The organism is Bacillus sp. FSL W7-1582, assembly GCF_038593325.1.
Classification (GTDB): domain Bacteria; phylum Bacillota; class Bacilli; order Bacillales; family Bacillaceae; genus Bacillus; species Bacillus altitudinis.
In genome coordinates this window covers 510,899-535,309 of the sequence record NZ_CP151987.1, presented here as the reverse complement: position 1 = coordinate 535,309, position 24,411 = coordinate 510,899, and the positions used below count along the sequence as shown (strand labels likewise).

Genomic DNA, 24,411 nt, shown 5'->3' with positions numbered 1-24,411 from the left:
CTGTAGGATAGTGTCTGCTTGCTTCTTACATTAAAAAGTGGTTTTAATGGTTTGTTTTTCTTGATGGCGCTCAATTGCAAGTGACACCAGCTTCTCAATCAGCTCAGGATACTCTACACCAGTATGTTTCCAAAGCAGCGGGAACATACTAAAAGGTGTGAACCCTGGCATTGTATTCACTTCATTGATCAGCACTTCGCCTTCTTCTGTTAGGAAGAAATCTGCACGTACGAGGCCAGATCCATCAATGGCTTTAAATGCCTTAATCGCCATATCATGAATCGTCTTGTACTCTTCCTCTGACACACTCGCAGGAATGATCAAATCTGTATCGCCATCTTCATATTTTGCTTTGTAGTCATAAAAATCTGTTTTAGGTGCAATTTCACCAACAACTGAGCATTTCGGCTCGTCATTTCCTAATACACCAATTTCAATTTCTCGTCCTACAACGCCTTCTTCCACAACAACACGACGATCATATTGGAAAGCCAAATCAAATGCTGTTTGCAGCTCTTCTTTGCTGCGGCATTTACTAATTCCGACACTTGATCCCATGTTGGCAGGTTTCACAAAACAAGGATACCCGAGAACTGCTTCTACCTGTTCTAGACTGTCTGATATGGCTTTCTCATAATCCTTTTTATTGAAGGAAAGGTGCTTTGCCTGCGCAAGTCCAGCTTGAGCAAACACATCTTTCATCATGACTTTATCCATACCCGCAGCAGACGCGAGAACGCCGTTACCAACATACGGGATATTCAATAGTTCAAGTAACCCTTGCATGGTCCCATCTTCACCATTTGGCCCATGTAGCAATGGAAAGACAACATCAATCTTTTCATCAGCTGCTGCAGGCTGTGGAAACATGCTTTCATTTAAAGAAGTTGGTAAAAACGTCTTTGCATTTTGTTCAAATTGAAGCATTTTGACGTTTGATACTGGTTCAGTGAGTTTTTCTCCTCTTAGCCATTCGCCCTCTTCTGTAATATAAATTGGATGTATATCGAACTTCTCAGTGTTAAGTGCTTTTGTAACTGCAAGGGCTGTTTGCAGTGATACATTATGTTCGGCTGACTTTCCGCCGTAAACCAATCCTAAACTTATTTTCAATGGATACTCCCCCCACTAAAATTCATCTTTACTATCTTATCACTTTCAAGCAAAAATGCTCTAATTAATTTTTGTTGTTACGGAATTGAAATGATTTGTAAAGATTGTAAGCGCCCCCCCGAGCATTTGTATGTCATTCGCCTTTATTTTATATTAAAATGACAAAATGACATTGAAAAGGAGTTGTGACAAATTGAAAAAAATTACAAGCACTGAACAATTCAACGAAATCATTCAATCAGACAAAGAGGTCATCGTTAAATTCTTTGCGACATGGTGCCCTGATTGCACTAGAATGGACATGTTCATTCCAGACATCTTAGAGGCTTATGCTCAGAATGAATGGTTTGAAATAAACAAAGACGACTTTCCTGAGTTAGCGGAAACGTATCAGGTCATGGGAATTCCTAGCCTGTTAATTTTCAAAAATGGCGAAAAAACAGGTCATTTACACAGTGCCAACGCTAAATCACCTGAAGAAGTAACAGAGTTTCTTCAAGAACACGTTTCATAACTCATTTGAATGGAGACATCAGCCAACTCATGCTGGTGTCTTTTTTTATATCCTTTTAAATCAAATCTCTTCATAAGACGAGATGTGCGGCTAAAACGTTTCAACATCGGCAGGGAATGTTTGATCTGATTTCATGACAAGGTTTGACAGCGGATTATTTCCTGGGAAAGAATTCATCGTCGATATGGATGGGAATATGTCGGTTACGTGAATTTTCTGAATTGAATCTTTACTTATGACATTCTGCTTTGTATAATGGAGTTGCTAATTGAAAATGATTATCAATTTCATCTGTGTGAAATCTTATAGAATCCATTCTACCAAAGGAGCGTTGAGTTACATGTCTAAGAAGAAAATCAAAACGTATCAGCAATTGATTGAAGAAAACAAGGAAGCGATCATGCGAGACCCTAAGATGATGGAAAGTATATACGCAACCATCGACAAAAAGCACCAGAAGCAGCTTGCCGCTGCTGGACGTGAATCATAAACACAAGAAGAGCAGTCAAATAGATGGCTGCTTTTTTATTTGCCTGAAGAAAAGAAAAAGCCGATAAAATCTATTCTTCGATTTTATCGGCTTTTGTTTTAATGTGATTTCGCTACACGGTCTTGTTTCATTCCTAAATAGATGAGCATATATGTTAGATAACCCATTGTCATCGTTAAACCACCGAAGAAGAATTGTGAAAACACGGGTTCTTCAAATGTCGTAACGGCAGCAAGAACGATCCAGCTCGCATATAAATAGACCATGAACCATTTCATGTTTCTTTTAAGTGTATACAGAAAGAAAAGACCCGCTAATGAAAAGATCCCTAGCGCTAGTCTGAAATAAACAAGATGATCAAACTGGAAGGCAAAAGACACAAACGAAAACGACAACAGCAACAAAATAGGTAAAGCCGTAATAAAATTTTTCACGATAGTGCCACCTCCATGACTCTGTCTTATTATAAGACAAAATCAGCCGGTTATCGTGAAATACAGACTCGTTTTCACAAAGATGTCACGAATTTTTCTTGTTATTTGACACAATTTTTACACATTTACATCACGCTTCCAAAAAAGGAGCCAAGCAGCACCAACAAAGAAAACGAAATGTGCCCCTACAATGAATAGCGAAAAAAGAGGGCTCATGCCCTGAAAGAGCGGCGGACCTTGAAAACTGTATTGTGTGAAGTCCGTATTAGCGAAAAGTAGAATCTTCCCCCACTGATTTTCTAACAGAGACATGATCGACACTAATGATTTCGCCGCGTATAAGACGAAAAATGAAGTCACAAGTGCAATCAGACTGTTTCTAAACAAACTTGAGCACAGAAAAGCAAAGCTTGCCATCATGACCACTTCCACCCACTGTGATCCAATCACAGCAAATGTGTGCAGAAATAATCGCCCAGTGCTTTCATCAAAATCAGTACCAAAGAAAATAAGGCCAAAAAGAAAAGCGAACACATAATAAAAAACAAACAGGTAAAGGACCATCAGCACAAGAGTGATGTATTTTGCCAAGAAAATATGAAGCCTTGTCTTCGGCCGGATCAACAAGAACTTGATGGTTCTTTTTTGAAACTCTGTTGAGATCAATGTGGCGCCAATCACGACAGCGAACACTTGTAAAATAAACACAACATTCGTGGAATAAGCAAAATAGTTCGCGACTGTACCTTGCCCGCCAAGCCCGGAAATGACTCGTTTCAATGCTAGAGCCATCGTCAATTGAAAGACAACAATCAGTCCAAGTGCAATGAATGTGATCTTTTGTCTCGTGATTTTTTTATGTTCATTCTTGATGAGTTGAAGCATCTACCGTCCCACCTTCCGTCCATTTCATAAAGGCCTCTTCAATTGATTGTTTTTGAGGCGTCATTTCAAGTACATCAAATTCTGCTAAGACAAGCTGTTTATTCAGCTCCGGCACACGGTCTTTATTCAGTTGAACCAGCACATGCTGATCCCTTTGTTCATATGTATATCCTTGCGTATCTAGCCATGAAACTGCCTTTTCTACTGGCTGAATATTCATCAGTACCTGCTCTTTCCCTTCCATGTCGCGAAGGTTTGTATTGGCTTTGATCTGTCCTTTTTGGATGATGATCATACGGTCACAAAGCTCTTCTACTTCATGCAAAAGATGTGTAGCAAATAACACAGAGACACCTTCTTCTTGTACAAGCAGTTGCAAGTGCTCTCGAAACTCCTTCATTCCTGCGGGATCAAGCCCATTTGTTGGTTCATCTAAAATGAGCAAATTGGGCTTATGCAAAATGGCTTGTGCAATCCCGAGCCTTTGTTTCATCCCTAGTGAATACGTTTTGACCTTCTGGTGAATGGCGTGCTCCAGACGAACTCTTTTTACCACTTCAAGAATGCGCTCTTCTGAAACTCCATCATGCATAGACGCATACAGCTCAAGGTTTTCAAAACCTGTTAAATATGAATAAAATTCCGGATTTTCTATGATCGCCCCAACAGATGACATCGCCTTTTGATGATCATCATCTTGAGAATATCCATTTATGATGATCCGGCCGTTGTTTTTTTTCATCAAGCCAACGATCAATCGAATCAAGGTCGTTTTTCCAGACCCATTTGGTCCAAGTAAACCGACAATTTCCCCTTGCCTAATGTCCATCGAAATATGTTGCAAAATTTGATGCCGGCCAATTTGTTTATCGACGTTCTCTATGTGTAAAACAGCAGACTGCAAAGTGGTTCCTCCTTCTAATGTAAAACCTATGGCGGCAGTTACGGCCGCTCATCCTGTAAAAAGTATATCACGCTAGACAAGCCGTTCCACGAAAAAAAGGGCTGATCCAGTCAGCCCTTCTTGTTGTTAAAGTGATAAATTAGGTGTTGGTGCTTCCTTCTCATGTTTCTTTTCGGTTTCAGAAACAATCACCGCACATGCTGCGTCACCTGTAATATTGACCACGGTTCTTGCCATGTCTAATAAGCGGTCTATGCCAAGGATCAGCGCAATGCCCTCAACAGGAAGATTCACGGAATTTAAAACCATGGCTAGCATGATGAGCCCTACCCCTGGGACACCTGCTGTGCCAATACTTGCTAGTACTGCTGTTAAGACAACTGTCAGCATTTGAACAAGGGTTAATTCAACTCCATACACTTGTGCGATAAAAATAGTCGCAACCCCTTGCATGATCGCTGTACCATCCATATTAATGGTCGCACCTAGCGGCTGCACAAAGCTTGAAATAGGTTCTGGCACCTTCAAACGCTTTTGAGCTGTTTCCATTGATACTGGCAGTACTGCGTTACTGCTTGATGTACTAAATGCCACAACCATCGCTGGAGAAAATGCTTTGAAGAATGCCATTGGATTTCGTTTAGCTAATAGGGCAACGGTTGACCCATAGGTCAGGAAGAAATGCAAGATCAGCGCAATTAAGACGACTGAGAAGTAAAGTCCCATCGCTTTCATGGCATCGAGCCCCTGACTGCCAATCGCCGTTGCGATCAAACCGAATGTCCCGTACGGTGCGAATTTCATCACAACACCGACAAGATACATCATTAATTCATTTCCTTGTTCAAACAGCTTCAGCAAACCTTCTGTTTTTTTACCGAGCAAGGCAATGCCAAGACCTAAAAATACACAGAAGACGATAATTTGAAGCATATTTCCTTCAACTAGAGATTGGACTGGATTGGTTGGAATAATATTGAGTAGTGTGTCTGCCATTGATGGGGCTTCCTCAGCGGAGTATTCTGCCGCTTTCGTATCAAAATTGCCAAATGCGCCTGGCTTAATAAGTAAGGCCAATGAAATGCCAATAATGATGGCAAAAGTCGTAGTGAGTAGAAAGTAAGTAATGGTTTTTACGCCGATTCTGCCAAGTTTTTTCGGATCGCCAAGGCCTGCTACACCAAGTGTGATCGAAAAGAAGACAATCGGTACAACTAACATTTTAATCAGGTTTAAGAAGATTTGACCTAGAGGTGTAAATAGATAAGGGTCTAACACTTTGAATACATTTGGAGCAAAAATGTTGAGCAGTAGTCCTGTGATTGCACCTACAATTAAAGCAATAATAATTTTCGTCGCAAGCTTCAATAAAATCTCCCCTTCCTCGTCAAAAAGGCCCACGAGAGAGTCTTCTCGTGGGCCTGCGTGTCCATACGTGTACCACTGTCTACTCTCTTCACGCTGATGAGGTTAGCTGACGGGTTAGGACGAAGAGATGTCCTTTTTTCTTAAATAAGAAAAATTCACCCCAAAAACTTGGGTCCCCCATTCCTTTAGAAGGATTAAGCGTGTGGTAATATGATATTTTCATACTATTTATACCTTATTTTTAGAAAATTGTAAACAGGTTCATATGAACTTTTTAATTACTTTCTTCCTTATTCGTGACCTCCAAGATATCTAAGATAAACACAAAGATTGGGATGCCGATAATCAGTCCCCAAATGCCAATATAGTGTTCAGAAAAGATCAGGACAATAAACGTGAAGAAAATAGGGAGCTCTGTTTTAGCTGACATGAGCTTCGGATTTAAGAAGTAGGCTTCAATGGCATGGATGATCACGATCACCAGCACAATATATAGGACGTACATTCCGCCTCCAAGTGTATACGCAATGATGCTGAGTGGAACGAGGGAGATGACCACACCCGCTACCGGAATTAAACCTAACAAGAAGACCATGACCGCTAATCCAAATAATTGCGGAAAGCCCATAATGCCAAGCGCAATTGTCGTTAAGACACAGTTAACTGTTGCAATGATGAACTGTGCTTCAAGTACCTTACCAAATGTTCTGGAAAACTTACGTCCAAAGAAGGCAATTTCATGATAGAACACGGAGATTTTACTCGTTTTGAACTTATTCATGAATTGAATGAGGCGTTCCTTTTCGAACAGGAAGAACATGCTTAATATTAAGGACATAATGACCTGGATACTGAACGTGCTGAAATCTGTTAAGTATGTATAGAGGAAATTAAACCCTTTCTCGAAGAAAGAAGATATTTTGAAATCTCCGAACACATTGGTGACGACGTCAAAGAAGGGTAAATCTTGTGGATGATCTGCAATCTTTTTCCCTAAATGAAATAACTGTTCCACCTGTTTAGCAATGATGGGCACAAACACAAAGCCGCCAAACGTCAATCCACCAGCTAGAAGGATGTACAAAATGGTGATGACTGATTTCTGTCCTATTTTCAGGAAGCGATTTAAAAAGCCTCTTATGACCTCTTCTAACCGGTTCATTAAAAAAGTGAAAATGAAGGTCAGGAGGATTAAATTCATCATTCCTCTTAATAGATATAATGCTGTGGCTAATACTACAAATACTGAAAACCTCTTGACACCAGGTTTTTCGAACAATTTAAAAAATGCCGCCATACGTTACACACCTGCCAGGACTAAAGTCTATTTTTCGTTGGATCTCATATTCATTATATCGGATCTTTCTGTAAATTATATAACAAAAGGTCAATGAGGTCTTACGATTCGTCCTAAATTAATCAAGCTTTTATGTTTTTTCTTTTTTTACACAAGAAAAAACCGAACCCCATGTAGACATAAGGTTTCGGTTTTTGGTTGTTTTTATACTAAACAGCCTGCTTGATATTTCGCATTTCCTGAAGCGCTGTTTTACTCTTCGCTTCGTCAAATTCCCCTTCACTTTTCGCTACAACAATTGTAGCAATTCCATTTCCAATCAGGTTCGTAATCGCTCTTCCTTCACTCATGAAACGGTCGACCCCTAATAGCAGTGCAAGACCTTCTAGCGGGATAACCTGAAGTGCAGCAAGTGTAGAAGCTAGCACGATAAATCCGCTTCCTGTGACTCCAGCTGCTCCTTTTGATGTGAGCATCAGAACAAGGATAATCGTGATTTGCTGTCCGATGGATAGGTCCACCCCAAACACTTGCGCTAAGAAGACCACGGCCATGGACAAGTAGATTGAGGTTCCATCTAAATTAAAGGAATAGCCTGTCGGGATGACAAGTCCAACAACCGACTTAGAGCACCCGTAGCGTTCCATTTTATCCATCATTCTTGGCAGGACAGATTCTGAAGAACTTGTGCCAAGAACAATTAAAATTTCATCTTTGATAAAACGGAGGTAACCGAACAGGCTGAAGCCATACATTTTACAAATGATGTTCAGCACGACGAAAATAAACAGGAACATCGTCATATAAACGGAAAGCATTAGACTAGCCAGTGGTTTAATTGAAGCTAAACCGAAGTGTCCGATTGTATAAGCCATTGCTCCAAATGCCCCTAATGGCGCGGCACGCATAATGTAACCAATGATTTTAAAGAAGACAAGCGACAGCTTATCAAGCCATTCGATGATGCCTTTCCCCTTCTCGCCAAGTGCAGCGAGCGCAACACCGAATAAAATAGAGAAGAATAAGACCTGTAAAATATCTCCCTTTGCAAAGGCATCTACCATGTTAGATGGCACAATGTGTGTGACAAACTCCATCCAGTCGATACCCTGTCCTCCATTTTGGGTATATTGCGAGACATCCCCTTTTTCAAGCTTACTATAGTCAAGACCTGCTCCCGGCTTCATGATATTGACCACAAACAGTCCGATGACAAGCGCAAGCGTCGTCACAACTTCAAAATAGATAAAAGCTTTTCCCCCAACTTTTCCAACCTTTTTCATGTCCCCCATCTTGGCAATTCCAAGAACAATGGTTAAGAAAATAATGGGTGCAATGACCATTTTCACTGCATTAATAAATGTGTCACCAAGCGGCTTCATTTCTTTCCCGACGTTTGGCCAAACCATCCCAACAATAATCCCGATAATGACAGCTGCAATGACCTGAAATGTCAGGTTCTTCAATAGCCTCTTCATAAAAAATCAACTCCCTCACCCTTTGATGTAAACGCTTAACTGTTATCTGTAGGTAAATGATAGCGATTTCATCATAGGCTGTGAAGCTTATGGACATATCGTACATTTTGGTCTTTTTGGTCTCTTAGTCAGAATGTACGATATATTTGTTCACAGGGCGTCCGACCCCGCCATATTGCATATCTAATTTCAGCTCGCCTTCTTTTACAAGGAAGTCTAAATAACGGCGTGCTGTGACACGTGCAATCCCAAGTGCATTGGCAACTTCCTCTGCAGACTGCGCTCCTTCTTGCAGACGCATATAGGCTTTAATTTCATTCATCGTATGCACATTCAGCCCCTTAGGAAGCCATGTCTCTTCCTGCTTAACTGCAGGCTTTCGTATGATATCATCGAGCATCTCTTGAGAAAATTCTGCTGCGGTACGAATTTTTGATTTGAACGCTTTATAGCTTTCAAGAGATTCTTTCATCCGTTCGAACTTAAATGGCTTAATGATATAATCTCGGGCACCATTTTGAAGCATGGTGCCGATCGTCTCTTTGTCCTTTGCTGCCGAAATCACAATCACATCCACCTGCATCTTTTGCTTTCTGATGTCTTGCAGTGTTTTGACGCCATCTTTTTTAGGCATATACACATCGAGCACCACAAGATCTGGGCGAATGTCTTTGATGAGCTGGATGCCCTGCTCGCCATTTCCTGCTACAGCCGCAACTTGAAAGCCAGGGACACTCTTAATGAACTCTCTATTGACTTCTTGCACCATCGGGTCATCTTCAATTAATAGCACCTTAATCTGAGTCATCTGTCTCTCTCCTCTATTGTCATTGGGAATTCGATTGAGAAGGTGGTACCAATGCCGATGCTTGATGTGACTTCTACATTTCCCATTCCTTTGTCGATAATCGTTTTTACAATATACAGTCCGTAGCCTGTTCCGCCTTCTTTACCGTGAGTAAAGCCTTTGTCGAAAATATGAGGAATCATGTCCTCTTCTATTCCAGAACCATAATCTTCAATTAAGATCGCGAGGACATCCTCTGTTTGATCAATACTAATAGAAATGAGTTTTGTGTCTCTTTCTACAGTATCATACGCGGCAAAGGCATTCTCGATCAGGTTGCCAAGTAGCTTCGTCATATCATGCTGATCCAGCCGCTCTGGGAAATCGCGCAGACTGCTATTTTCATCTACTTCAACCTTTATGCCTAGCTCCTTGCCCCTTCTTATCTTGCTCATCAATAAACCTGCAACTGCATCATGCTGTATTACACGGTGGAGAAAGTCCGTCACATGCTCCTGTTCTTCGGTCGTTTGAAACGCTAAATCGAGCGCTTGATCGGCTTTCCCCAGCTGAATTAATCCCGCAATTGTATGAAGCTTATTCATATGTTCATGATTTTGCACCCGCAGGCCATCAACGAAGTTCTTCACCCCGGTTAATTCCTCCGCCAATTTGGCCGCCTCTGTCCGGTCCTGAAAAATCGCAACCGCTCCGATGATTTTCTTTTTCATCACAATTGGAATTCGGCTGCTCATGATCCGCTTTCCGCTCATATGAATTTCTTCATTGTAGACGGGTTCTGCGCGGTCAATGATTTCTGGAAGCCTTGTATCTGACAGCACATCCCAAATATTTCGGCCCACTACATCACCTGTCACGCTGAAAATTTGCTTTGCTTTTTCATTAAAAATGGTGATCATGTGCTGGTTATCAATGGCAATGACCCCTTCATTAATGGAATGAAAGGTAGCGGTGCGTTCCTCTAGCATTCTGACAATCTCATGCGGCTCTAGCTTAAACATTTGCTGTTTAATATGACGGGCGAGCAAAAATGAACCGACAAGCCCGAAGCTGAGTGTGAGCAGAAGGATCATGAGGATATCCTGCTTCATTTCTCCTAATATATCTGCCATACTCGGCAATGTTCTTCCGACTAGTACAACCCCTGTTTGGTTAAATTTTTCATCCTTTACTGGATAAAAAGCTCTAATGGCTGTGCCAAGCTCTCCCTGTGCTTCTGAGAAATAGATATGCTCTGCAAAGGCAGGTTCTTCATCTGTCCCCTCAGAGCGCTGGCCAATCCTCGTTTTTACTGGATGTGTCAATCGCACGTGATCCATATCCATGACAACAATGTAGTCAGCATCTTGGATAATCCGAATCTCTTCAATGGCATGCTGTAACCGCGCACGCTCCTTTGTCTGATCATCCAATGCCTGCTTTACCTCATTCATCTCAGCTACTGTTCTTGCCGTGTTCATGAGCCTTTTTCGAAGTTCTCGTTCCTCTGTTTGCTGAATTCCCCCGACCAGAACAATTCCTCCGATTAAAAGGGCAAAAATGACAACGAAATATGTGAGGATGGTGAGCTTCCATCTAATAGATAATTGTTGTAATTTCAGTCGATTTCTCATCATTTTTTCACCTGTATCTTTACGAATTCTTCCTCTGTCAAGTATCCTTGACATAAGGGGGATCTGACGCATGAAGAATTTACTCGCCTATACGCTATTGCTCATCATCGGTTTTGTAACCGCTTTATACTTTGGTTTTTATCATATGATGCCTAAATCAGCGACGACCTTCGACGATGAACAGACTGGGCTGAAGGATCAGCTTGTGTTCAAATTCAGCCATGTTGTCGCAGATAATACCCCAAAAGGGCTGGCTGCAAAGAAATTTGCTGAGCTTGTTCATGAAAAATCCGACGGCAAGATCAGCATTCAAATCTTTTCAAACGGGAGTCTTTATTCTGATATCGAAGAAATTAATGCACTAAAAGAGAATCAAGTTCAATTTATTGCTCCGTCTACGTCAAAGCTCGGCATGCTGTCCCCTGAATGGCTGGCACTTGATCTGCCCTTTGCCTTTTCTAACTACGATGCTGTCCAAGAAGGGTTACATGGTGCGATTGGACAGAGACTGTTCGGCACACTGCAAAAAGATGGACTAAAGGGAATGGCCTACTGGACAAATGGCTTTAAGCAAATCACTTCGAATAAAGGCCCAATCAAGCAGCCTAGTGATTTAAAAAAGCAATCTCTCCGTATTATGCAAAGTGACATGATTGAAAAACAATTCGAGTTACTTGGCGCAAAACCCTATCAGGAATCGTTTAATTCAACGTTTCAGCTGCTAGAAACAAAAAAAGTGGACGGTGAAGAAAATACAATTTCAAATATTTATTCAAAAAAATTCTATCATATACAAGACTATATGACGATCAGTAATCACGGGTATTTAGGGTATGTCGTCTTAACAGATCAATCCTTTTTTGATCGTCAAACACCTGAGACGAAGCGAATTTTACTCGAAGCGATGGAAGAAACAACGGCATGGAACGAAAAACATGCCGAACAAATGAACAAGGATCAACTGGAGGAAATTAAACGCGAATCTCCAATTGCCATACACGAATTAACACCAGCAGAGCGGCAAAAATGGATGAAAGCGCTCGATCCTTTGTATGATGAAGCAGAAAGGATCATCGGTTCCACCTTGATCAAACAAATCCGCGAGCTCCGGGCACGCTATGAATATTCTCCGATTCAAGCGTTTGAAGAAGATGCTGAGGCCAAATAAAAAATCCCTTTGAGAGAGGGATTTTTTTATGCGCCGGAGTCACGCTGTTCTTGCTGAGCGAGCTCCTCTAATCTTGATAATATTCTGCGCTTTCGATATTGCATGATGCCTGTTTCGGCAATTCCTTTTAACTGTGAGCGGTTGGACGCTGCACCAAACAAAATCCCCGCAATTGGGACAAGTTGAAACAGCTTCTTCCAGCCAAACGAATCACGATAGTTATATACGACCTCACGCCATCCTTGAATTTGAGAGATCATGTTTTCGTGCTTCCCTTCTGATGCATGATAGCTCTTCAGCTCTTTTAATATTGATTTTTTCCCAACAACGTCAGCAGAATTCAACTGTAAACATTTAATGATAAAGACTCGTTCTTCTTTATTTTTCGGATCATAGCCATAGGTGACGGCGATATCCTGTAATGTTTTTAAAGAGAGACCGAGGACAGCCGGAATATCTGCCGCTAATGTAAACATACCTCCGACACCTGTCGTCGCACCTTGCACAGTGGCGAGGTTTGTTCGGTTTTTCCCCATCTGATCACTAATGGCATCCATGACCTCGATCGGAGCCGCCTCAATATCTTCAATACGCGAAATCGATTCATCGGCACATTTCTTTTGAAATTGATGAATAATGCCTTTCTCTGACGTCAAATAGACACCGCCTGATTGAATATAGTGCCCCATCTCATCTAATAACACACCGATTTTTTTTTGAATAAAGGCAGGGGTCAGCTTGTCCAGCATTTGAAATGGAAGCCGGCTAAGTTTCTCCCAAAACCATACCTTTTGCTGGTCTTTCTCCCACTTTTCAATCTCTTTTAATTGTGCTTTTAACCACTCTCTTTCCTCCATGCGATTTGCCTCCTTAGATGCCGTTCAAGTATATGTCTGTTATTATACACAATCCTTGTCCATCATACGTATCGAACATTGAAGTGGTTCCGAAAGGTTTTAATCTCTTTTAAAACGGTTATTGCTTAGTAAACAATAAACAAACAAAAGAGGAGTGATCAACATGTTAGGATTTCTGATTTCATTAGTTGTGGCGATTGTCATTGGTCTCATTGGGAGTGCACTCGCTGGAGGCAGTGTACCAGGAGGCTGGATCGGTTCAATGATTGCCGGGCTTGCAGGTGCTTGGATTGGTCATGGATTACTTGGAACGTGGGGTCCTAGTCTGGCAGGATTTGCGATCATTCCAGCGATCTTAGGAGCAGCCATTTTTGTCATTATTTTAAGCCTGATCTTCCGCAGCGTTGGATCAAGGGTTTCTTAAAAAACGATAGAAAAGAAGAGGAAGCAGAGGATGCACCGCCTAAGATAAGAGGCGGTGTTTTTTATGTTTTGATTGACAAGGTATCTATTTTTTTCACTTACATATGATAAACAAACCTATTAGTTCAGATAGTTGACTTTTCATGAAGATGGGCATATGATGATTAAAAATTGCATCGAGGAAACTTTTTGTGCCAAAGCAAAACTTTGTAGAATCTAGGTGATGACATATGACAAACAAATACATCGAGGCACAAGCCCACATGTCAGTGGCAGCGGAGCGTGCACTTGAAGGAAAGGTGAAGGGTTTTAGAAGGCTCCTTCCTTTTCTCGGGCCTGCTTTTATCGCAGCCATTGCCTATATTGATCCAGGAAACTTTGCGACCAACATTGCGGCTGGCTCGAAATATGGCTATCTTCTGTTATGGGTCATTCTCATATCCAATCTCATGGCCTTACTCATCCAGTCTTTGTCTGCAAAGCTTGGAATCGCAACAGGGAAAAATTTACCTGAAATTGCTCGAGAAGAGTTTCCAAAACCAGTCTCGATTGGTTTATGGATTCAGGGCGAGCTCGTCATTATCGCCACAGATTTAGCCGAATTTATCGGGGCTGCCCTTGGTTTATACTTACTCTTTCGTATCCCGCTGCTTGAAGCATCGATTATTGCAGCGATCGGTTCTTTTGCCATTTTAGAGCTCCAAAGACGAGGTTATCGAGCGTTAGAAGCAGGAATTACCGGCATGCTGTTTGTTGTCGTGATTGCTTTCGCTGTACAAACCTTTGTGGCTAAACCTGATCTTGCAAGTGTCGCCGGTGGACTGTTCATTCCAAGGTTTGAAGGGACAGACAGCGTACTGCTTGCCGCTGGTATTTTAGGCGCTACGGTGATGCCGCATGCGATCTATCTCCATTCAGCCTTAACGCAAAGAAGAGTCGTCGGCAGAACGGAAAAAGAGAAAAAGCTGATTTTTCGTTTTGAGTTTTTAGACATCCTCATTGCGATGATCGTTGCTGGCGCCATCAATGCCAGCATGTTGATTGTAGCAGCTGCTTTATTTTTTAAAAATGGTCTTTTTGTTGAGGATTTAGATGTAGCATTTCAGCATTTTGGCACTCTCGCAGGTCCTGTATCAGCGATCTTATTTGGTGTAGGTCTGCTTGTAGCCGGACTTTCCAGTTCTTCTGTCGGTACACTGTCAGGCGATATTATCATGCAAGGTTTTATTCAGTACCGAATTCCGCTGTATGTCCGCCGGCTTATTACCATCATTCCCCCTATTGCGATCATTGCATCTGGGGTCAATCCGACATCTGCGCTTGTGATGAGTCAAGTGGTCTTATCCTTTGGCATTGCGTTTGCTTTAATTCCGCTCATTTTGTTTACAAGTAAAAAACGAATTATGGGCGATTTGACGAATGCTCGCTGGGTGACAGGAATATCTTGGGTGATAGCAGCTCTTGTTGTCGCACTTAATCTGTTTTTAATTGTGGATACGTTTATGTAAAAGACAGTGATCATGCTGTCTTTTATATCGGGTTGTGGTAGAATTTCCCTTGAAAGGATGTGATCACATGTTTTTTTATCAGGATCAAGATCTATCCATGCGGCTACTTGAACCAAGAGACGCGAGAAGTCTGTATCTGCTCATCCAACGCTCAAGAGAGCACTTACGTGAATGGATGCTATGGGTCGATTCGACGCAGACAGAAGAAGACAGCATGGCGTTTATTCAAGGTGCCATGCAGCAAGCTTTGCAAAACAATGGTTTTCAGGCTGGAATCTGGTCACATGGAGAACTCGTTGGTATCATTGGCACCCACCAAATTCATTGGATTAATCGGACGGTTTCCATTGGCTATTGGCTCGGGGAAGGCTATCAAGGAAAAGGCATCATGACAAAAGCATGCAAAGCGGTCATTCACTATTTATTTGAAGAGTGCGGTCTGCACCGCATTGAAATAAGGGCCGCTGTTGATAATCAAAAAAGCAGACGCATCGCAGAGCGTTTATCTTTTTCACTTGAAGGCATATTAAGACAATGTGAATGGCTGGGCGACCACTTTGCCGATCACTGTGTGTACGCACTTTTACAGCCTGAATATATGAAACAAAAAACAAATTCGATCAATCAGCCCACTTAATTGTGTCGATTGCATGAACTATTTTACAAAGTGAAGCTTTGTAGTATCCGTTGTGATTGGCATCTGATAAAATAGAAGGAAAAAATCGAGGTATGATGTATGTCTCTTATTATTTTATTTTACTTATGGATTGTCCCTTTATTATTTGGCATTTTCTTCTCATTCCTAACAAAGAAAGCCACATACAAACGCCGCTTTGTCCCATCATATAGCATGGCAGGACTCAGCATCGTATTTCTTATTCTGGCACTCGTCTTTTCAGCCAGTCATTTTCTATTCATTTGCGGTATGTTCCTATTCGCCACTACACTTGTCGGCACAGGCATCCCGTTATTTTTAGCCTTTACCAAAACACCCTCATAAACAAAACCACCTTTTCGCTATGGAAAGGTGGTTTCTTTTTTACTGCTGAGGCATTCGGTATGTAATAGATGCACCTTGATTTTCTTCAACCGTCTTCACAATGTCTTGCAGAATCTCTGCTGCTCGATCGCTTGAGTCATACTTGCCGAGAGTTTTTGTCCAAGAATCATTTCCCATGATCCCTTCAATTTTTTTACCCTGTACTGTGACTTCATTGACGTGGACCAGACTTTGCTGGTTTTGTGTGAAAATCCATAACATGGCTGATTCTCCTTTTATGTGGTGATTGGATTAGATTAACATATTATTATTAGTTAAATAGATCATAAAATTTAATCTTCAATATAGCTTTCTGCTAGATCAATATCTTGTTTCATCTCTAATTCAGGATATTTTTTATCCAACCTACGCAAACATTTAATTAATTCCTTACTTTGTAAAACTTCTGATATGTCTTCAAACACTTCACTTATCCAATATAAATCTTCTTTACTGCAACGTTCTAAATATTCCAACGTTCTCTCTTCGTTTTCTCCGAGAATTTCTATTATTTCATCCCAACTCTTCTGTATACCGTAATCATCATTTAAATCTAATTTTTTTCTTTTATCTAATACTCTATTTAATGTATTTTCAATGTCCATGTTGATCCTCCACATTAAGGTTGTTTTGTAGCATCCGGAAAAATAGTTCCTACTTCTCCATTGGTTTTAATAACTCCAACTCTTACTCCTTTATATTCACCAAAGATAGCCACTCCATTTTCCACTTTAGAAAAATCAGGTGACTCAACAATTTTGGCACCCGCTGCCGCAATATCAGATTCTGTCCAGTTTTCTGGGAACCAAGATTGGTTAGAACCTGTTCGTTTTGCTTTCACCTTATGACCAGGCACATTCCCTATCCTAACACCGTTCTCATATACTTTATTTATATTATATTCTATATTATTTTCTTGTAAGAATTTTATATTGTGTTGTCCGTGTCCTCCACCCTTCATTTTTGAAATATCCCCTGTTTTAGGGTTTGTTGTGAAATCTCCTTTATTAGAATGTTTAATGCTATTTTCAGGTATTTTACTTAAACCACTTGTTTTTTTAATCCCCATCTTCCCATGAAACCCTTTCGCCCCAAACGGCAAAAGCATCCCCAGAGCCGCATTCATACTCGCTTCCTGCTGTTCTTTCGAGACTTTATTTCCAAACATGTCACGACCCGTAATCGCTTCGCTGAAGCCGTTGGTCGCAGTAAGACCGTATAAGCCTTTTTGCGATGTTTTTAAAGCATCAAAGGACTTTTGTGACGTCTTATAGATGTCGACTGCTCTGACTGCGGCTGACGCGGCTTGAGTCGTTTTATAAACGGCTTTACCGCCTTTGAAAATGCGTCCTGCCCAACCGACGATTGGGATATATCCTGCTGCTGCCATGCCGCCTGCGGCGACTCGTTGGCCTGCTGTAAGTTCTTCACCTGTGATCGGATCGACACCTGTTGCGGCACGTTTTGCATCGTTCACGCCTGTCAGCTCATTAACGATATTCCCACCGTAATCAAGAGCTTTTTCATACCACGGACGGTTGGCGAGCGCTTCCTGTTCCTTTGCGATCTTGCGGGCTTCTTCTTGATCTTTTTTGATTTTTAGATATTCAGAAGTTTGCTTCTCAATATCGCTTTTTGCCTTGTAGATTTCACTATCTTGAAATGCTTTCTTGTCAAAATTCATAGGCGAAATGGATTTTCCGTCATTTGTGGCATTGATCATTTCTGCGTACAATGCCATTGTAGCTTGCTGCTCCGTCTCTGACAAAGCATATTCATCTTTTAGATTTTGATCAAGCTCTCTTAGGTCTTTCACTGTCTTTTTTCGCTCGTCTTCCGCATCTTCTATTTTTTCATCAAAAGTTTGGCTATCAAATACTTCTAGTGAAATGAGGTCATCTATGTCTTGAAAAATGGTTTTGAGAGCGTTTTTTTGATCCTTTACAATACTTTTGGCATTTTTGATTCCCATATGTACAGCGTTGTCTAAAAAGTGTTCTTCTACAAAGGTATCGCCGCCAAAGTTTGTATCATCAAGCGTTCCAGAAACACCTTCATGAAAGGCTTTTTGCTTATCAATGAAGCTGATGAACATGTCCACATTTCCTGCGAGCTCTTTGTAGAAGCTTTTAATGTTATCGGCACCTTTTCCAGTGAAGTCGTCACCGAGATTGGCAACACCTTGAAGTGCCTTTTTTAAATCTATCATTTGTTCACGGAGTTCCTGATAGTGTTTTGCCCTTGTATCCATGGCACTGGTTAGTGCTTTTGCATCAAGTATCTTGCCCAGATTAAGCCACTCCCTCCATTATTGATCATAAAGTCTATTTTACCTTTCTCACCGAATTGGAAAAATAGGCTTTAAGTTTCAAAAAATGCAGTCTTTATATTTTTATACAGCAGAAAACAAGTGACAATTGAAATGATTTTACCCATTCAACAAAAAAAGTCAGTCTCCCTAATTGGAAGACCGACTACCTGCTGTTTAGAAAAAGCGTTTAAGGCTTTTCTTGAGTGGAGGGATATCCAGCTCACCTTTTTCAAAGAATTTTTTCAATAAATATTTACTAAAGCCTGCTGCTTGTGTGTACGTGATTTTACCAGGTAACGGTGGTTCATTGGTCACCGCAACATCAATGATCACAGGTTTATCAGATTGAAGTGCTTGATCAAAGGCTGGTGCTAGTTCTTCATGTGATGACACCGAGATTCCTTTACCACCGCATGCTTCTGCAAATTTTGCAAAATCAATATTTTCCAGCTCTATACCATAGTTGATGTTGCCTTTTACCTGTTGTTCATATTCAATCATACCAAGGTTGTTGTTGTTTAAGATCACAACGACAATTGGCAGTTTATATTTTACCGCCGTTACAAAATCTTGCATCACCATTGTGAAGCCTCCGTCACCACAGACAGCAATAGCTTGGCGGTTTGGTTCGTTTAATTTAGCTGATATTGCGCCAGGTAAACCACAGCCCATTGTGGCAAGCCAGCTGGAAATAATGAAATCCTGCTGTTTCATTTCGAAATGACGTGCCATCCATACCGTCACATTACCAACATCAACTGAAAGTATGGCATCATCATCGACCGCTTCTTCTAATCTAGCGATGACTTGCTGCGGTTTAAGCGGTGATGTGGCAATAGATTTTTCCTTATCCATTTCTTCTCGCCACTTCATCATATGCTCTGTGCAAGCTTCAAGGAAACCGCGCTGCTCTTTATATTCAATATAAGAGGTTAGTTCATGAAGACCAGTCTTACTGTCACTTACAATCCCCACTTCTACCGGATATCTTTTACCGATCTGATCCGGTTTGATATCCAATTGAATGGCAGGTGTGTCTTCCGGTAAGTAATCCCTATATGGGAAGGAGGTTCCAAGCATGATTAATAAATCGCACTCTTCCATCGCTTCATATGCAGGCTTCGTCCCGATCTGACCTAGGTTCCCTAAAAAGTATGCATGCCTGTCTGGAACAACACCTTTTGCAGGAAGTGTAATGACGATCGGTGCAGCTGCCTTTTCTGCAAACGAAAGAAGTTCTTCTTTTGCATTTCTTAATCCTTTTCCTGCTAAGATGACTGGCTTCTTCGCATTGTTAATAAGTTGAGCAGCCTTTAGCAGTTGATCTTTCTTCGGCCGCACATCTCCCTCTACATAAAGAGGTGATGTATAAACGGGACTCCGCTTAATTTTCTGAGAAAATAAATCATCTGAGACAGTGAGAACCGCCACCCCTTTATGGGTATATGCAGCTTTGATGGCTTGATTCAATAAGTCAGGCAGAGCTTCTGCTGTTTGTACTTGCTGATTAAAGACAGCAACATCGTCAAACATCCGCTCTAATTTGATTTCTTGAAATGCATCTCTACCTACTTCAGTTGAGGCAACCTGCCCTGCTATCGCTAATACAGGTGCACCGTCCGCTTTTGCATCGTATAGTCCATTTAATAAGTGGACAGCACCTGGCCCAGCAATTGATAAACAAACTCCAAGTTTGCCTGTTAGTTTCGCATCAGCTGCTGCTGAAAGTGCTGCCACTTCTTCATGTCTTGTTTGTATAAATTGAATTTTGCTTGATTCATGCCTTAGTTCTTCGATTAATTCGTTAATACTGTCGCCGGGCATTCCATAAATATGTTTCACGCCCCACTCTTCCAGTAGCGCTGTTACTTCTTTTCCTGCGGTTCTTTGCGGCATGTGAGAAAACTCCTTTTTTCTTACTCCATACCACCGCACCCTTTTGATCAAACGTTTCAACTTGCTCTTGTTACTTTTTAAAGTGATATGGAAGAGTGGCGACAACAATATCCCGTTTCCATAATAAACGGAATCTTAATAAGAAAGCAGATTGATTATGCAAAATGGTGTGCCATCTTTTTTTCGGAATAAATTGAGGGACGAGCACCATCACTCTATATTGATGTGCATTTGCTTTCGCTTCAATCGTTTCAAGAAATTTATCAAGCGGGTGAATGAGACTTCGATAAGACGAATGTAAAATCACCAGACGCACATCACTATTCAGCTTTTCCCAATCAGCTTCAATTTTCTTGTCTTTCTCTTTATCAAACGATACATGAACCGCTATGACCTGGTCTGATAAGGATTTTGCATATTGCACAGATTGTTCGACGACACGTGTGACACCTGCTATTGGGACGATGACCACATTTCCTTTGATTTCGACAGGCTCGGTTTCATTCAATAAACGTAATTGTTCTCCAACAGACAGATAATGTTTCTTAATAGAATAAAAAATAAATAGAACAATTGGCATGAAAACAAATACTGGCCATACAAGATGGAACTTGGTCAAAATGAGAATCATGAAAACCGTAAATGAAATAAGTGCTCCTACGATATTGATAGGCATTTTCACTTTCCATCCCTGTGGTTTTTCACGAATCCACTTTACACACATACCTGTCTGAGACAAGGTAAATGGAATAAACACACCGACAGCATAAAGTGGAATGAGGTGTTCCGTTTTCCCATCAAATAGCCAAATGAGCAGCATAGAAGCTACGCCTAAAAAGATAATACCATTGGAATAACCGAGCCGATCTCCTCTCACTGTAAACATGCGCGGCATATATTTATCTTTTGCTAAGTTGACAGCCAATAATGGAAAAGCTGAAAAACCTGTGTTTGCCGCTAATATTAAAATTAAAGCTGTGACAGCTTGAATGACATAGTAGAAAAATGTCCGTCCAAATGTGTCTGATGCAATCTGTGACACAACCGTTTCTTCTGGCTTTGGCGAGATGCCAAAACCAAACGCAAGCAATGTCACTCCTACAAATAGAACGGCCAGTAATCCCCCCATCATCAATAAAGTTCTCGCTGCATTTTGTGCAGCTGGTTTTTTAAAGGATGGAATTGTATTAGAAATCGCTTCAACACCAGTTAAAGCAGAACAGCCAGACGAAAATGCCTTTAATAAAAGAAATAACGTGATGCCTGATACATGTGTGCCAAATGCTGTATGTTCAGGTGCTGGCGGCACTTGCCCAGTTAATAGTTTAAATCCGCCCACCCCAATTAAAATGAGCAATGAAAAGACAAATAGGTACACAGGATAAGCCAAAATAGATGCCGACTCTGTCAGTCCACGAAGGTTTAACACCATAATCAATAGGACTAATACGATTGAGATCATGACATGATATGGATATAGAGCTGGAAAAGCCGATGTGATCGCATCGGTCCCAGCAGAAATGCTCACTGCTACGGTTAAAATGTAATCGACGAGTAATGATCCACCAGCAACCAGCCCTGGTTTTTCACCTAAGTTTCTGCTGGAGACGACATACGCCCCGCCGCCTTCTGGATAAGCATAAATAATCTGGCGGTAAGATAGAATCAACGCCATTAAAAGAATTAATACACAACCTGCAATCGGGAGTGAGTACCAAAACGCTGCCGCACTAACAACTGATAGAACAATCAAGATTTGTTCTGTACCGTATGCGACTGACGACAATGCGTCTGATGACAATAATGCCAAAGCTTTGATTTTTGATAGTTTTTGTTCTCCTGCTGCCTGTGATTTTAATGGTTTACCAATTAAAATACGCTTCATCAAACTGTACATGTGTTGCCCGCTCCTTTAGTGTCAAACGATTTAAGTTACAAAATTTGGATCGCCAAAAAGACACAGAGGCAATAGAATGCCCCTGTGCCTATTGTTTAGATCACAGGTTGGTCTTTGCTCTCTTTAACGCTTACGAGGTTAGCTGACGGATTCGGGCGCATGAGATTTTGCCCTACCTTAAAAGGATTCACCCCACGTGGTGTTTTATACCACCACAATTGGTTCCCCCGCTCATCGAAATGATTCAGCGATTGGTCTTTTATAAAAGAGATCATACTCCCGTTTGACACCAAAGTAAAGAGATTTTTTCAAGGTCTTTTGATCGTTTAGAACTCAGTCTTTTTACGGTTTTTTCGTACGAAATAGACAATCATCACAAGCACAAAAAGGATGAGTGCAGCGATACACGCAAAGTAAATCCAAGACTCGCCGCTACTTTGTTTTTCACTTGTTTTCATACTGCTCGATGTGCTACTGACGGATTGATGATTAGTAAACACACCTTTGTTTTTACTCTCTATTGCAACTGTTGCTTTTTCTGTATTTGTTTGAAGAAATTGCATGACTTCATTTGACACGTTAGCTTCAGTTGCAGTCATTCCTGAAAAGACTGTCATTGTCTGTTCTTTATTCCAAACAGATGGCTGCGTCCATACAATTCGAGCCGTTGTTTCGTTGATCATGCCGAAAGAAGATACATCATACTGATCCTTTTTCACCGGAACAATGAGATCGGCTGCTTTTTCTTTCAGAAGAGAGAACGTCTGAATACCTCCGATAAAAATGAGAGGGTGATTTTTCAATTGTTCATTTGTCACTTGAGAAGCTTTCATTAAATGATATTGAGCCACTTCTGGCTGACTAAAAGATTCCGTCACCATGGCCATTTGATTGATTGTTTCACGTTTGATTTGATCTGGTATGATGATCAATGTATTTTTCGAAGTGAACGGGAGCGGCCATGCGGCTAAATCTGGCTTTTCACTCGTTGTTCCTTCTGGTATTTGTAAAGAGCTATTTTTGTCAATGAATATCCAGCCTTCTTCATCCGTATGTCTGCAGGATTCCATGTTTTTAAAACCACTTGTGACAAATTGCAAATCAATATATTCATTTTTTTGAAGTATCTTTGAATCTACTGGAATCGAGACATGATAGAATCCATTCGCATCTTTGTTGCCTAGTTTTGTTAATGGTACGTCGTGCGGTTCGTCATTGATCATAACAGTTAACCGTTCTGTTTTGCTTGCTGCTGTATCAGATTTTTTGAATGAAAGATTGAGCTTTGCACCTGATTTTTGGTTAGCCAGTAGCGCTTTAGGATAATAGTAGTGGTCGGATGCCGTCTTGTTGGTCCCAACCGTGACATCATCTCCGCCAAAATCTTTCAAACGAATCTTGTGAGATGGTTTAGACGTTTGAGCTGCAGCCTTTTGAAGCACTAGGTCTGTTCCAGTCAGTTGATCCGTTAATTCTGACTGAGTTAGAACATTGATTTTTCCAGCGATTGTCACAGGCTTTTCCGCTGTCACAAATAGAATGGGCTGTTCTGTTTTCTTTGCTGTCAAAGTTCTCATCGCTAACGTAAGATGACTGCTTTTCGTTTTAATTCCTGCAGCTTGTTCAATCGTTTTCATCCGTCCATCCCAGCTTCCTATAGCTCCCACAGCAATCGTTGGGTGAGCCACTTGCTTGATGTCCTTTTCTTGGATAAGTTTGATCTCCTTTTGGAGATCTTTGTTTTTCAACGTACGGTATACTTTGATGGCTGCTTCTAATTCAGCTGCATCCGGTGAATTAGGAATGACAATGTCTGTCTGTTCTTTCTGATCACCTGTTTGAATAAAAGGTGATGGAAAGCTATCTAATGTGAAATCTTTCGTCTTGATTCCTTTGAATGTAAGTTCACTTTCAGGATACACTTTTAGCCAATTGGCAGGTGTCTCTTGGTTGATACACACGCCTTCTTTTAAAACACCATAAAATGTGACCTGAATGCGGTGAGTACCTTTTTTCAATTGTGATTTGTTCAACTTGATTTGAATCGACTTCTTCTGGTTTTTCCCTGATACAGGGATGGTCTTTTCGATCTCTCCATCAATCATAACAGTGAATGAGGAAGGTGAAATCAATAATGGTGAAGCCTCTATATTTAACGTCAATGTGCTTGACTCTGTTTTTTCCTGATCCACTTGATAGGTAAATTCAGTGCGGTCTTCTTGTCCATATAAGGTCACTACGTCTTCTGATAGATGCTGCGTTTTTGTTTTGCTTTCTTTTGAAGATTGAACCCAATCATCTTTGACTTGAACTCGGTTGGATTGCGCCATTGCTTGACCTGCCATGAAAAAAGGCTGGATCGCTAAGGATAATCCTAATATATAAATCAACCATTTTAACGATTTCAA

General features: G+C 41.0%; 23 protein-coding genes and 2 riboswitches. Of the genes, 7 read left to right on the top strand and 16 right to left on the bottom strand.

Translation table 11 applies throughout. From position 1 onward, the window contains the following. Positions 1 to 30: 30 nt before the first annotated feature. Complete coding sequence (locus NSQ11_RS02600; protein ID WP_007496503.1) at positions 31 to 1,113, bottom strand: D-alanine--D-alanine ligase; 1,083 nt, start codon at positions 1,111 to 1,113, stop codon at positions 31 to 33. A gap of 193 nt (positions 1,114 to 1,306) precedes the next feature. On the opposite strand from NSQ11_RS02600, the gene NSQ11_RS02595 reads away from it, so the two are divergent. Together NSQ11_RS02595 and fbpB are read left to right on the top strand one after the other, a co-directional pair. Next, a complete protein-coding gene (locus tag NSQ11_RS02595; RefSeq protein ID WP_008346934.1) occupies positions 1,307 to 1,627 on the top strand; it encodes a thioredoxin family protein in 321 nt (106 codons plus the stop codon). A gap of 340 nt (positions 1,628 to 1,967) precedes the next feature. After that, positions 1,968 to 2,117: a Fur-regulated basic protein FbpB gene (gene fbpB, locus NSQ11_RS02590; protein WP_017366658.1), complete on the top strand. Its 150-nt coding sequence runs from the start codon at positions 1,968 to 1,970 to the stop codon at positions 2,115 to 2,117. A gap of 98 nt (positions 2,118 to 2,215) precedes the next feature. Here fbpB and NSQ11_RS02585 read toward each other — a convergent pair whose 3' ends face one another. The 8 genes from NSQ11_RS02585 to NSQ11_RS02550 all read right to left on the bottom strand — a co-directional run bounded on the left by NSQ11_RS02585 (position 2,216) and on the right by NSQ11_RS02550 (position 10,892). Further along, on the bottom strand, positions 2,216 to 2,551 hold the full coding sequence (locus NSQ11_RS02585; protein WP_017366657.1) for a hypothetical protein: 336 nt from the start codon (positions 2,549 to 2,551) through the stop codon (positions 2,216 to 2,218). Between the two features lie 117 nt (positions 2,552 to 2,668). Beyond that, positions 2,669 to 3,436 (bottom strand): ABC transporter permease, encoded by a 768-nt coding sequence (locus NSQ11_RS02580; RefSeq protein ID WP_342501247.1) that lies wholly within the window; start codon positions 3,434 to 3,436, stop codon positions 2,669 to 2,671. Beyond that, positions 3,414 to 4,340 (bottom strand): ABC transporter ATP-binding protein, encoded by a 927-nt coding sequence (locus tag NSQ11_RS02575; RefSeq protein WP_250027022.1) that lies wholly within the window; start codon positions 4,338 to 4,340, stop codon positions 3,414 to 3,416. The genes NSQ11_RS02580 and NSQ11_RS02575 overlap by 23 nt, the downstream gene beginning before the upstream one ends. A 126-nt stretch (positions 4,341 to 4,466) precedes the next feature. Continuing rightward, the gene (locus tag NSQ11_RS02570; RefSeq protein ID WP_164999017.1) at positions 4,467 to 5,708 is read right to left on the bottom strand and encodes a dicarboxylate/amino acid:cation symporter; all 1,242 of its coding nucleotides are present in this window, start codon (positions 5,706 to 5,708) and stop codon (positions 4,467 to 4,469) included. A gap of 77 nt (positions 5,709 to 5,785) precedes the next feature. After that, a riboswitch (cyclic di-AMP (ydaO/yuaA leader) is annotated at positions 5,786 to 5,919 on the bottom strand. Between the two features lie 63 nt (positions 5,920 to 5,982). Beyond that, entirely contained in the window at positions 5,983 to 7,005 is a 1,023-nt protein-coding gene (locus NSQ11_RS02565) for an AI-2E family transporter (protein WP_007496515.1), read from the bottom strand. A gap of 209 nt (positions 7,006 to 7,214) precedes the next feature. Beyond that, the gene (dctP, locus tag NSQ11_RS02560; RefSeq protein WP_007496516.1) at positions 7,215 to 8,483 is read right to left on the bottom strand and encodes a C4-dicarboxylate transporter DctP; all 1,269 of its coding nucleotides are present in this window, start codon (positions 8,481 to 8,483) and stop codon (positions 7,215 to 7,217) included. A gap of 124 nt (positions 8,484 to 8,607) precedes the next feature. Beyond that, entirely contained in the window at positions 8,608 to 9,291 is a 684-nt protein-coding gene (locus NSQ11_RS02555) for a response regulator (RefSeq protein ID WP_017366653.1), read from the bottom strand. Beyond that, positions 9,288 to 10,892, bottom strand: coding sequence for a sensor histidine kinase (locus NSQ11_RS02550; protein WP_162837050.1), 1,605 nt, complete (start codon positions 10,890 to 10,892; stop codon positions 9,288 to 9,290). Before NSQ11_RS02550 ends, NSQ11_RS02555 begins: the two co-directional genes overlap by 4 nt. A gap of 82 nt (positions 10,893 to 10,974) precedes the next feature. Between NSQ11_RS02550 and NSQ11_RS02545 the strand changes: the two genes are divergently transcribed. Further along, positions 10,975 to 12,072: a TRAP transporter substrate-binding protein gene (locus tag NSQ11_RS02545; RefSeq protein WP_048002364.1), complete on the top strand. Its 1,098-nt coding sequence runs from the start codon at positions 10,975 to 10,977 to the stop codon at positions 12,070 to 12,072. 26 nt (positions 12,073 to 12,098) lie between these two features. Here the strand turns inward: NSQ11_RS02545 and NSQ11_RS02540 are convergent, their stop codons facing one another. Then, positions 12,099 to 12,929 (bottom strand): EcsC family protein, encoded by an 831-nt coding sequence (locus NSQ11_RS02540; RefSeq protein ID WP_052320361.1) that lies wholly within the window; start codon positions 12,927 to 12,929, stop codon positions 12,099 to 12,101. Between the two features lie 163 nt (positions 12,930 to 13,092). Between NSQ11_RS02540 and NSQ11_RS02535 the strand changes: the two genes are divergently transcribed. The 4 genes from NSQ11_RS02535 (at position 13,093) to NSQ11_RS02520 (ending at position 15,860) form a co-directional block, all read left to right on the top strand. Beyond that, positions 13,093 to 13,353, top strand: a complete 261-nt coding sequence (locus NSQ11_RS02535) for a GlsB/YeaQ/YmgE family stress response membrane protein (RefSeq protein ID WP_003214275.1) — start codon at positions 13,093 to 13,095, stop codon at positions 13,351 to 13,353. Between the two features lie 229 nt (positions 13,354 to 13,582). After that, the gene (locus NSQ11_RS02530; RefSeq protein ID WP_072368454.1) at positions 13,583 to 14,860 is read left to right on the top strand and encodes an Nramp family divalent metal transporter; all 1,278 of its coding nucleotides are present in this window, start codon (positions 13,583 to 13,585) and stop codon (positions 14,858 to 14,860) included. A gap of 67 nt (positions 14,861 to 14,927) precedes the next feature. Next, complete coding sequence (locus tag NSQ11_RS02525; protein ID WP_008346964.1) at positions 14,928 to 15,497, top strand: GNAT family protein; 570 nt, start codon at positions 14,928 to 14,930, stop codon at positions 15,495 to 15,497. Between the two features lie 99 nt (positions 15,498 to 15,596). Then, on the top strand, positions 15,597 to 15,860 hold the full coding sequence (locus tag NSQ11_RS02520) for a hypothetical protein (protein ID WP_008346966.1): 264 nt from the start codon (positions 15,597 to 15,599) through the stop codon (positions 15,858 to 15,860). Positions 15,861 to 15,899: 39 nt separating this feature from the next. On the opposite strand, the gene NSQ11_RS02515 is transcribed toward NSQ11_RS02520, so the two are convergent. The 6 genes from NSQ11_RS02515 to NSQ11_RS02490 all read right to left on the bottom strand — a co-directional run bounded on the left by NSQ11_RS02515 (position 15,900) and on the right by NSQ11_RS02490 (position 24,411). Beyond that, the gene (locus NSQ11_RS02515) at positions 15,900 to 16,121 is read right to left on the bottom strand and encodes a hypothetical protein (RefSeq protein ID WP_072368455.1); all 222 of its coding nucleotides are present in this window, start codon (positions 16,119 to 16,121) and stop codon (positions 15,900 to 15,902) included. 71 nt (positions 16,122 to 16,192) lie between these two features. Next, positions 16,193 to 16,504 (bottom strand): hypothetical protein, encoded by a 312-nt coding sequence (locus NSQ11_RS02510; protein ID WP_072368456.1) that lies wholly within the window; start codon positions 16,502 to 16,504, stop codon positions 16,193 to 16,195. Between the two features lie 14 nt (positions 16,505 to 16,518). Then, entirely contained in the window at positions 16,519 to 18,189 is a 1,671-nt protein-coding gene (locus NSQ11_RS02505; RefSeq protein ID WP_342501356.1) for a T7SS effector LXG polymorphic toxin, read from the bottom strand. A gap of 195 nt (positions 18,190 to 18,384) precedes the next feature. Then, positions 18,385 to 20,106, bottom strand: coding sequence for a pyruvate oxidase (locus NSQ11_RS02500; RefSeq protein WP_076822725.1), 1,722 nt, complete (start codon positions 20,104 to 20,106; stop codon positions 18,385 to 18,387). A 70-nt stretch (positions 20,107 to 20,176) separates the two neighbouring features. Beyond that, positions 20,177 to 22,003, bottom strand: a complete 1,827-nt coding sequence (locus NSQ11_RS02495) for an APC family permease (RefSeq protein ID WP_048001265.1) — start codon at positions 22,001 to 22,003, stop codon at positions 20,177 to 20,179. A gap of 112 nt (positions 22,004 to 22,115) precedes the next feature. Next, a riboswitch (cyclic di-AMP (ydaO/yuaA leader) is annotated at positions 22,116 to 22,263 on the bottom strand. Between the two features lie 66 nt (positions 22,264 to 22,329). Beyond that, the gene (locus tag NSQ11_RS02490) at positions 22,330 to 24,411 is read right to left on the bottom strand and encodes a cellulose biosynthesis cyclic di-GMP-binding regulatory protein BcsB (RefSeq protein WP_342501246.1); all 2,082 of its coding nucleotides are present in this window, start codon (positions 24,409 to 24,411) and stop codon (positions 22,330 to 22,332) included.